Below are 8,939 nucleotides of genomic sequence, written 5' to 3'. Positions count from 1 at the left end.
CTCACTGTGTGTGTGGGTTGCTGTTATTTTTTTATACCAGACCGCGCTGGTGTGGGCGGCGGGGGGGGTGTGCGGGGGGGGGCCCCCGGGCCCCCCCCCCCCCGGCGGGCCCCTTCACCGCTGAACGGCAGGTCAGACGGACCTGAACGCCAGCACCACGTTGTGGCCGCCGAAGCCGAACGAGTCGTTCAGCGCGGCGATCCGGCCCTCGACGGGCAGCTTGCGCGCCTCACCGCGGACGATGTCCGCTGCGGCAGCGGCCTCGGGGTCCAGGTTCTCCACGTTGATCGTCGGCGGAGCCACCCGGTGGTACAGGGCGAGGATCGACGCGACGGACTCGATGCCGCCCGCGCCACCGAGCAGGTGCCCGGTCATCGACTTCGTCGCGGAGACCGCGAAGTGGTCCGTGTCGTCGCCGAAGACCTTGCGCAGCGCCTTCAGTTCGGCCACGTCACCGGCCGGCGTCGAGGTCGCGTGCGCGTTCACGTGCACGATCTCGGCCGGGTCCAGGTCGGAGTTGTCCAGCAGGTTCTGCAGGGCCTGCGCGATGCCGCGGCCCTCCGGCTCCGGCTGCACGATGTCGTGGCTGTCGGCGGAGATGCCCTGGCCGACCGCCTCCGCGTAGACGCGGGCGCCACGCTTGGCGGCGTGCTCGGCGGACTCCAGGACGATGACGCCGGCACCCTCACCGAGGACGAAGCCGTCCCGGCCGGTGTCGTAGGGGCGCGAGGCACCCTGCGGGTCGTCGTTGTTCTTCGACATCGCCATCATGTTGCCGAACGCGGCGATGGGGAGCGGGTGGATGGCCGCCTCCGTGCCACCGCAGACGACGACGTCGGCGCGGCCGGTGCGGATCATCTCGATGCCGTAGCCGATGGCCTCGGCGCCCGACGCACAGGCGGAGACCGGGGTGTGGACACCCGCGCGGGCGTTCACGGCCAGGCCCACGTTGGCCGACGGGCCGTTGGGCATCAGCATCGGAACGGTGTGCGGGGAGACGCGGCGGACGCCCTTCTCCTTCAGCACGTCGTACTGGTCGAGCAGCGTGGTCACGCCGCCGATGCCGGACGCGATGACGGCGCCCAGACGGTCGGGGTCCACGCTCTCGTCCTCGCCGGCCTTGGCGGTGAAGCCGGCGTCGGCCCACGCCTCCTTGGCGGCGATCAGAGCGAACTGGGCGGAACGATCCAGCTTGCGGGCCTGCGGGCGAGGGATGACCTCGCTCGGGTCCACGGCGACCGGAGCCGCGATGCGGACCGCCTGCTCGGCGGCCCACTCCTGTTCGAGGGGCTTGACGCCGGAACGTCCGGCGACCAGGCCCTCCCAGGTGGACGTCGCGTCGCCACCCAGCGGTGTGGTTGCGCCGATACCGGTGACGACCACGGTGCGATTGGTCGAGCTCACAGGAATTCTTTCTCCAACGGATACGAGGGATTCAGCGGCGCCACCGCCGGGTGGCGGAGCGACCGACCTCAGGGTCTTGAGCCGGCGGCTCAGGCCTGGTGGTCGAGGATGTACTTCGTGGCGTCGCCGACGGTCTTGAGGTTCTTGACGTCGTCGTCCGGGATCTTGACGTCGAAGCGCTCTTCGGCGGCGACGACGACCTCGACCATGGACAGCGAGTCGACGTCCAGGTCGTCGGTGAAGGACTTGTCCAGCTGGACGTCCTCGGTGGGGATGCCGGCGATCTCGTTCACGATCTCGGCGAGACCCGCGACGATCTCTTCCTGAGTGGCGGCCATGATGGCGCTCCTTCGGTGTGTATCCAGAGGTGGGGCGGTGTGCCGTCCGGACCTGACGATCCGGTGCGGGACACCTAGGGGAGGGTAACGACCGTGGCGGCGTACACGAGACCCGCCCCGAAGCCGATGACGAGCGCGGTGTCGCCGCTCTTGGCCTCGCCGGTCGCCAGGAGCCGCTCCATAGCGAGCGGGATCGAGGCGGCCGAGGTGTTGCCGGTGGTGCGCACGTCGCGGGCGACCGTGACGTGCTCCGGCAGCTTGAGAGTCTTCACCATCGAGTCGATGATCCGCTCGTTGGCCTGGTGAGGAATGAAGACATCCAGGTCGTCCGGGGTGATTCCGGCCGCGTCCAGCGCCTGCTGGGCGACCTTCGCCATCTCGAACACGGCCCAGCGGAAGACCGCCTGGCCCTCCTGCGTGATCGCAGGGAACTTGACGTTGCCCGACTCGTCGAGGGGCAGCTGCGCGACGTCGCCGACACGGAAGGTGTCCCACGGCATCGTCTGCTTGATCGTGCCGGCCTTGTCGCCCTCGGAACCCCACACGGTCGGGCCGATCGCGGGCTCCTGGGCGGGGCCCACGATCACGGCACCGGCGCCGTCACCGAACAGGAAGGCCGTCGCGCGGTCCTCCAGGTCGGTCAGGTCCGACAGCCGCTCCACACCGATGACGAGGACGTACTCCGCCGAGCCCTCGACGATCATGCCCTTGGCCAGGGTCAGACCGTAGCCGAAACCGGCGCAGCCCGCGGAGATGTCGAACGCGGCGGCCTTCTGCGTGCCCAGCCTGTCCGCGATCTCCGTCGCGATGGCCGGGGTCTGCGCGAAGTGCGAGACCGTCGACACGACCACGGCGCCGATCTGCTCGGGCCGGATGCCCGCGTCGGCGATGGCCTTGCCGGACGCCTCGACCGACATCATCGAGACGGTCTCCTCGTCGTTCGCCCAGTGCCGCGTGGAGATGCCGGAGCGCGAACGGATCCACTCGTCGGAGGAGTCGATCTTCTCGAGGATCACCTCGTTGGGCACGACCCGCGTCGGGCGGTAGCCGCCCACGCCGAGGATCCGCGCGTACGGAGCACCCTTGCTGGGCTTGATCTTCGACATGCTGCTCGGATCTCCTTCTCAGGCCGTAACGTCGGCGATCAGGGCGCGGGCCGCGTCGAGGTCGTCGGGGGTCTTCAGGGCGAGGGTCTTCACGCCGGGCAGGGCGCGCTTGGCGATGCCGGTGAGCGTGCCGCCGGGGCACACCTCGATCAGCGCGGTGACGCCGAGCTCCTGGAACGTCTCCATGCACAGGTCCCAGCGGACCGGGTTCGCGACCTGGCCGACGAGCCGGGACACGACCTCGGCGCCGGTCGCGACGGCCCGGCCGTCCTTGTTCGACACGTACGTGACCGTGGGGTCGGCCGGGGCCAGCGCCTTGGCGGCCTCCTCCAGCGTCGCCACGGCCGGGGCCATGTGCTCGGTGTGGAACGCGCCGGCCACCTTCAGCGGCACCACGCGGCGCACGCCCTCGGGCTTGTCGGCGTCGAGCGCGGCCAGCTGCTCCAGCGTGCCGGCGGCCACGATCTGGCCCGCGCCGTTCACGTTCGCGGCGGTCAGGCCCAGCTTCTCCAGGTGCGGGACGGTCACCTCGGGGTCGCCGCCGAGCAGCGCCGACATGCCCGTCTCGGTGATCGCGGCGGCCTCGGCCATCGCCAGACCGCGCGAGCGCACGAGCTTCAGCGCGGCCGTGTCGTCGAGGACACCGGCGAACGCGGCGGCGGTGAACTCGCCGACGCTGTGGCCCGCCACGGCGCCGGGGGCGAGGTCACCGAGCGCGGACGCCGAGAGGATTCCGGCCGCGACGAGCAGCGGCTGGGCGACGGCCGTGTCGCGGATCGCGTCCGCGTCGGCCTGCGTGCCGTAGTGGGCGAGGTCGAGTCCGATGGCGTCGGACCAGGCCGCGACGCGGTCCGCTGCGCCGGGGAGGTCGAGCCAGGGAGTCAGGAAGCCGGGCGTCTGAGCGCCTTGGCCGGGAGCGACGAGTACGAGCACTCTCACACTCTCTCTTGGGGACGGGTCGGGCCGCCCGTGGGGACAGGGACGAAGAACCGAAGGGGGAATTGTAGACCCCCGACAAACGGCAATGCCTGACTACGGCTGAGATTCGACGTCGGCGAGCCGTCCGAGAATCAGCGCGATGCGCAGGGTGAACGCCGAGCGGACATCAGAGGGCGACCACCCGGTGACGTCGGTCACACGTCGGAGCCGGTAGCGAACGGTGTTGGGGTGCACGAACAGCATCCGTGCCGCGCCCTCCAGGCTGCTCGCCTGTTCCAGATAGACACTGAGCGTCTCCAGGAGCGCCGAGCCCGCTTCCTCCAGTGGTCTGTAGATCTCCTCCACCAGCTGCTCGCGCGCCGCCGGGTCTCCCGCGATCGCGCGCTCCGGCAGCAGATCGTCCGCGAGGACGGGGCGCGGCGCGTCCTGCCAGGCCCCGCACGCCTTGAGGCCGGCGGCCGCGGCCTGCGCGGACCGGGTGGCCGCCAGCAGGTCGGGCACCACGGGCCCGGCGACCACGGCACCGGCCGCGAACGGGCCGATCAGCGACTTGGCGACGGCCAGCGGATTGTCGCTGCCGCCCGCGATGACGACGAGCCGGTCGCCGAGCACCCCGGTCAGGACCTGCAGCTTCGCGTGCCGCGAGGCCCGCCGGATCGCCTCCACGGTCAGCTCGCTGTCCCCGTCGGGGGCGGTGCCGAGGACGACGCACACGTGCTCCGGGGAGTTCCAGCCGAGCGCCGCGGCGCGGCTGACGGCGCCCTCGTCGGCCTCGCCGGACAGCACCGCGTTCACCACGAGGGACTCCAGGCGCGCGTCCCACGCGCCCCGGGCCTCCGCGGCCTGTGCGTACACCTGGGCGGTCGCGAAGGCGATCTCGCGCGCGTAGACGAGCAGCGCCTCACGCAGCACGCTCTCGTCGCCCGGCGCGGCCACCTCGTCGATGGCCGACTCCATGACCTCGATGGTGGTGCGCACCATCTCCACGGTCTGGCGCAGGGTGATCGCCCGGGTCAGCTCGCGCGGGGCCGTGCCGAACACGTCGGTGGAGATCGCCTGCGGGGCGTCCGGGTGCCGGAACCACTCGGTGAACGCGGCGATGCCGGCCTGGGCGACCAGACCGATCCACGACCGGTTCTCCGGCGGCATGGCCCGGTACCAGGGCAGCATCTCGTCCATGCGCGTGATCGCCTGCGCGGCGAGCGCTCCGGACGACTTCTCCAGACGCTTCAGGGTCGCCTCGTGGGAGTGAGGCGCCGCAGGGGCTTCCGGGTGACGGTCCGCCGGTTCGTTCGATGAGGGCTGCGCTGATTCCGATTGGGGCACGGGACAAGACTGCCTTATCAGGGCGGCCCGGCGGAGTGGAGGGTCCTGCCGGACTTCGGTACGGGCCGCGGACGCCGGGCTACCGTGGAGGTGTGAGAGACATACGCAGGGCGGGCGAGCGCTATCCGGGAGGCGAGCCCGAGGCCGGTATCGAGTCCCGCCACGCGTTCTCCTTCGGCCCGCACTACGACCCGGACAACCTGCGCTTCGGCGCGATCCTGGCCTGCAACGAGGAGCGGCTCGGACCCGGCGCCGGCTTCTCCGAGCATCCGCACAGCCACACCGAGATCATCACCTGGGTCGTGCGCGGCGAGCTGACCCACCGCGACTCGGCGGGCCACGAGACGGTCGTGCGGCCCGGCGACGTGCAGCACCTCAGCTCCGGCGGCGGCGTCCGGCACGTCGAGCGCAACGACTCGACCAGCGCGCCGCTCACCTTCCTGCAGATGTGGCTGGCGCCCCGCGACCCCGGCGGCGAGCCCCGCTACGAGGTGGTGCGCGGCATCGCCGACTCCACCCCGTACGACGTGCCGGAGGCGGGCGCGCTGCTGCACGTGCGGCGCCTGGCCGCGGGCGAGCGCACCCGGCTGCCCGCGGCCCCGTACGTCTACGTCCACGTGGTGGACGGCGAAGTGGTGCTCGGGGAAGCGGAGTTGGCGCCGGGCGACGCCGCGCGCCTCACCGACGAGGACGGCCCGGAGGCGCTGGCGACGACACCGGCCCAGCTGCTGGTCTGGGAGATGACCTAGGGCCTCTCGTTCGGGCCTCGGCCGGCCCGGCTCAGAGCTCGGCGAGCACGGCGTCCGTGAAGGGCGGCCACACCTCGGCCGCCCACGGGCCGAACGCGCGGTCCGTCAGCGCGACGCACGCCACGCCCGCCGCCGGGTCGACCCACAGGAACGTGCCGGACTGGCCGAAGTGGCCGAAGGTGCGCGGCGAGGACGAACCGCCGGTCCAGTGCGGCGACTTGTGGTCCCGGATCTCGAAACCGAGCCCCCAGTCGTTGGGGTTCTGGTGCCCGTACCCCGGCAGGACGCCCTTCGTGCCCGGGTACTGCACGGTCATCGCCTCGGCGACGGTGCGCGGGTCGAGCAGGCGCGGCGCCTGCACCTCGGCGGCGAAGCGCACGAGGTCGGCGACGGTCGACACCCCGTCCTTGGCCGGCGACCCCTCCAGCGAGCTGTTCTTCATGCCCAGCGGCTCGAACACGGCCTGCCGCAGGTAGTCCGCGAACGGGATCTCGGTCGCCTTCGCGATGTGGTCCCCGAGCACCTCGAACCCGGCGTTCGAGTACAGCCGCCGGGTGCCCGGCGCCGAGGTCACCCGGTGCTCGTCGAAGGCGAGCCCGCTGGTGTGCGCGAGCAGGTGCCGCACGGTCGACCCCTCGGGCCCGGCCGGCTCGTCCAGCTCCACGGCCCCCTCCTCGTACGCGACGAGGGCGGCGTAGGCGGCGAGCGGCTTGGTCACCGAGGCCAGCGGGAACCGGTGCTCCGTCGGCCCGTGGCTGCCCAGGACGCTTCCGTCGGCACGTACGACGGCCGCGGCGGCGGTGGGCACCGGCCAGTTCTCGATCAAGGCGAGGCTCTCCATGCCCACGAGCCTAAAGCGTGAGCCGCATGGCGGGAGCGGGGGTCCGCTCGAAGCCGAGGGAGGCGTACAGCGGCTCGCCGGACGCGGTCGCGAGCAGGTCGATCCGGGGCACGCCGCGCTCCCGGTACCAGCCGAGCAGCGCCTCCAGGCAGTGGCGGGAGTAGCCGCGGCGGCGGTGCCCGGGATCCGTGCAGACGTTGAAGACGTGACCGGAGAGGCCCGCGGGGTTCCCGGGACCGCCCAGGCCCTGGTGCACGCTGCCCGCCGCGCAGGCGGCGAGCGTCCCGGAACCGTCCGGGGCGTCCACCACGAACGCGGCCAACTCCCCGTCGGGGGAGGCGAGGTGACGGCGCAGGGTGGTGAGGGCGGCCGGCTGCCAGCCCACGTCCCGGCTCGGGCTCATCGCGTCGAGCATGATCTTGCGGAGCCGGACGAGTTCTTCGGCGTCCTCGGGGACGGCACGGCGGACGAGAGACATGACCGGCACCGTAACGACGCCCGGTCGGGTTGTCGTGCGCGTTTCGGCGCGGAGCCGGGCGGCGCGTGTCGCCGGATGCTTGCCTGGAGTGCGCTCGAAGGTTCTAGCGTGGGGTCATGACGGTGATGGAGACCACGCCCGTATCCACCCAGACCAAGGTCGACGTCTGTGCCTCGGCGCCGGAGGGGCATCCGCGGCCCGACGGCCAGGACCGCTACACCATCAGCGAGGTCGTCGCCTGCACGGGGCTGACCGCGCACACCCTGCGCTGGTACGAGCGGATCGGGCTGCTGCCCGACGTCGACCGCTCGCACACCGGGCAGCGCCGCTACAGCAACCGCGACCTCGACTGGCTCGCCTTCGTCGGCAAACTGCGGCTCACCGGGATGCCGGTGGCCCACATGGTCCGGTACGCGGAGCTCGTACGGCTCGGCGAGCACACCTTCGACGAGCGCCGGGAGCTGCTGGAGTCGACCCGCCGGGACGTGCTGAACCGGATCGCCGAGCTCCAGGACACGCTCGCCGTCCTCGACTTCAAGATCGACCTGTACGGCAGGGGGAACGGCTGACGCGGGTCACAGCTCCGCGAGGAGTTCCGCCTTCTTCGAGGAGAACTCCGCGTCCGTGACCAGCCCCGCCTGGTGCAGCTCGCCGAGGTGCCGGATCCGGTCGGCGATGTCCGCCGGGTCGCGCCGGGCGGGCGGCGCCCCGGACGGGCTCGCCGAGCGCACGGCGGCCAGCACGGACGCGGCGAACGGCAGCGACTCGTGGACCGGACCGTAGCCGAGCCCGAAGACGACCGCGGCCGGGTCCTGGTCGGCCTGCCCGGGCCGCTCGTCGAGCCCCGCGTCCCGCGGCACGAGCCGCAGATGCCCCTCGAACAGCTCGGGGGAGCGCCACTCGACCCCGCTCAGCTCGCTGACCGGGAAGGTCTTGTCGCCCGCCTTCCACTTCGCGGAGGAGGCACCCGTCCAGAACCAGCGGAACGACACCGCGGCGCCGTCGAAGGTGGCCTTGCCGTCGTACGCCTTGAAGTGGAGCGGCGCCTTCGGGGGATCGACCAGGAAGTCGGCCGCGGCCGACCCGTCGTCGAGGAGCCGCGCCCGCAGCTCGTCCGCGTAGTACTCGGCGAGCGTCTCCCGCTCCGCGGGCAGCACGAGGCGATAGGGGTCGCACCCCTCCTTGAGCTGCCCGGCCGCCGCGTCCATCAGCGGGTCGGCGCCCGGACGTGGCACCGCCTGCAGCACGACGGTGCCGCGCTTGCCCGGCGTCAGCGTCACCCCCGTGATCGCTTCCAGCGGGATACGGCGCTCGCCGAGTGCCTGGAGCAGCCTCGGCGTGCGGATCCCCCGTTCGAAGCGGATGAGCACGGAGTCGGACGCGAACTCCCAGGCGGCATGAAATCCGGCCAGTACGTCACCCATGCGGCTCATCGTATGCGGCACGCGTCCCTCCGTCGCCTGTCGCGTCGGACCACTGTTCCACCGCTCTCTACGCGCGTCGGAAGGCGCCGGCACCGGAAAATCACTTCCGGCAGCCCTCGTTCCCGTCGGCACAGCTCACCGATCGGTACGCGCCAGTCCCGATCTCCGCGAAGTTCCGCAGGCTCTCCGTGCCGGGCACGAAGTACCCGGTGTGCCCCTGGGCGTCGCCGGCCGCGAAGACCCGCGCGCCGAAGCCCGACGCGACCGGGTCGGCGCCGTGGCCGAGGCCGCCGAGCTCCATGTTCGGGACGTCCGCGATCCAGTCGTCCTTGTC

Annotated in this window: 10 protein-coding genes and 1 pseudogene; 2 read left to right on the top strand and 9 right to left on the bottom strand. The window is 72.0% G+C overall.

Annotated elements, in window-relative coordinates; all coding sequences use genetic code 11:
• Positions 1-132: 132 nt before the first annotated feature.
• The 5 genes from ACFW9D_RS26640 to ACFW9D_RS26620 all read right to left on the bottom strand — a co-directional run bounded on the left by ACFW9D_RS26640 (position 133) and on the right by ACFW9D_RS26620 (position 5,113).
• On the bottom strand, positions 133-1,404 hold the full coding sequence (locus ACFW9D_RS26640; protein WP_188339128.1) for a beta-ketoacyl synthase: 1,272 nt from the start codon (positions 1,402-1,404) through the stop codon (positions 133-135).
• An 89-nt stretch (positions 1,405-1,493) separates the two neighbouring features.
• Positions 1,494-1,742 carry an acyl carrier protein gene (locus ACFW9D_RS26635; protein WP_018530896.1) on the bottom strand — a complete coding sequence of 83 codons (249 nt, stop codon included), beginning with the start codon at positions 1,740-1,742 and terminating at the stop codon, positions 1,494-1,496.
• Positions 1,743-1,816: 74 nt separating this feature from the next.
• Positions 1,817-2,848, bottom strand: a complete 1,032-nt coding sequence (locus tag ACFW9D_RS26630) for a ketoacyl-ACP synthase III (RefSeq protein WP_188339129.1) — start codon at positions 2,846-2,848, stop codon at positions 1,817-1,819.
• 18 nt (positions 2,849-2,866) lie between these two features.
• Positions 2,867-3,781, bottom strand: coding sequence for an ACP S-malonyltransferase (locus ACFW9D_RS26625; RefSeq protein WP_188339130.1), 915 nt, complete (start codon positions 3,779-3,781; stop codon positions 2,867-2,869).
• Between the two features lie 99 nt (positions 3,782-3,880).
• Positions 3,881-5,113, bottom strand: a complete 1,233-nt coding sequence (locus ACFW9D_RS26620; protein ID WP_188339131.1) for a CdaR family transcriptional regulator — start codon at positions 5,111-5,113, stop codon at positions 3,881-3,883.
• Between the two features lie 92 nt (positions 5,114-5,205).
• Between ACFW9D_RS26620 and ACFW9D_RS26615 the strand changes: the two genes are divergently transcribed.
• Positions 5,206-5,862: a pirin family protein gene (locus ACFW9D_RS26615; protein WP_384625658.1), complete on the top strand. Its 657-nt coding sequence runs from the start codon at positions 5,206-5,208 to the stop codon at positions 5,860-5,862.
• Positions 5,863-5,893: 31 nt separating this feature from the next.
• On the opposite strand, the gene ACFW9D_RS26610 is transcribed toward ACFW9D_RS26615, so the two are convergent.
• Together ACFW9D_RS26610 and ACFW9D_RS26605 are read right to left on the bottom strand one after the other, a co-directional pair.
• Entirely contained in the window at positions 5,894-6,709 is an 816-nt protein-coding gene (locus tag ACFW9D_RS26610; RefSeq protein ID WP_384625655.1) for a serine hydrolase domain-containing protein, read from the bottom strand.
• Between the two features lie 4 nt (positions 6,710-6,713).
• Positions 6,714-7,181, bottom strand: a complete 468-nt coding sequence (locus ACFW9D_RS26605) for a GNAT family N-acetyltransferase (protein ID WP_188339134.1) — start codon at positions 7,179-7,181, stop codon at positions 6,714-6,716.
• A gap of 116 nt (positions 7,182-7,297) precedes the next feature.
• On the opposite strand from ACFW9D_RS26605, the gene ACFW9D_RS26600 reads away from it, so the two are divergent.
• Positions 7,298-7,750 carry a MerR family transcriptional regulator gene (locus tag ACFW9D_RS26600; protein ID WP_384625651.1) on the top strand — a complete coding sequence of 151 codons (453 nt, stop codon included), beginning with the start codon at positions 7,298-7,300 and terminating at the stop codon, positions 7,748-7,750.
• Positions 7,751-7,756: 6 nt separating this feature from the next.
• On the opposite strand, the gene ACFW9D_RS26595 is transcribed toward ACFW9D_RS26600, so the two are convergent.
• Both ACFW9D_RS26595 and ACFW9D_RS26590 read right to left on the bottom strand, forming a co-directional pair.
• Positions 7,757-8,614, bottom strand: a complete 858-nt coding sequence (locus tag ACFW9D_RS26595; protein ID WP_188341580.1) for a DUF4429 domain-containing protein — start codon at positions 8,612-8,614, stop codon at positions 7,757-7,759.
• A 91-nt stretch (positions 8,615-8,705) separates the two neighbouring features.
• Positions 8,706-8,939, bottom strand: a pseudogene (locus ACFW9D_RS26590) (hypothetical protein); the annotation flags it as partial.

The sequence above is a fragment of the Streptomyces sp. NPDC059524 genome, from assembly GCF_042749255.1.
In the GTDB taxonomy this organism is placed as follows: Bacteria; Actinomycetota; Actinomycetes; order Streptomycetales; family Streptomycetaceae; genus Streptomyces; species Streptomyces xanthii.
Note: the sequence above shows the minus strand (reverse complement) of the source record. Positions and strands in the feature narration are given on the sequence as shown.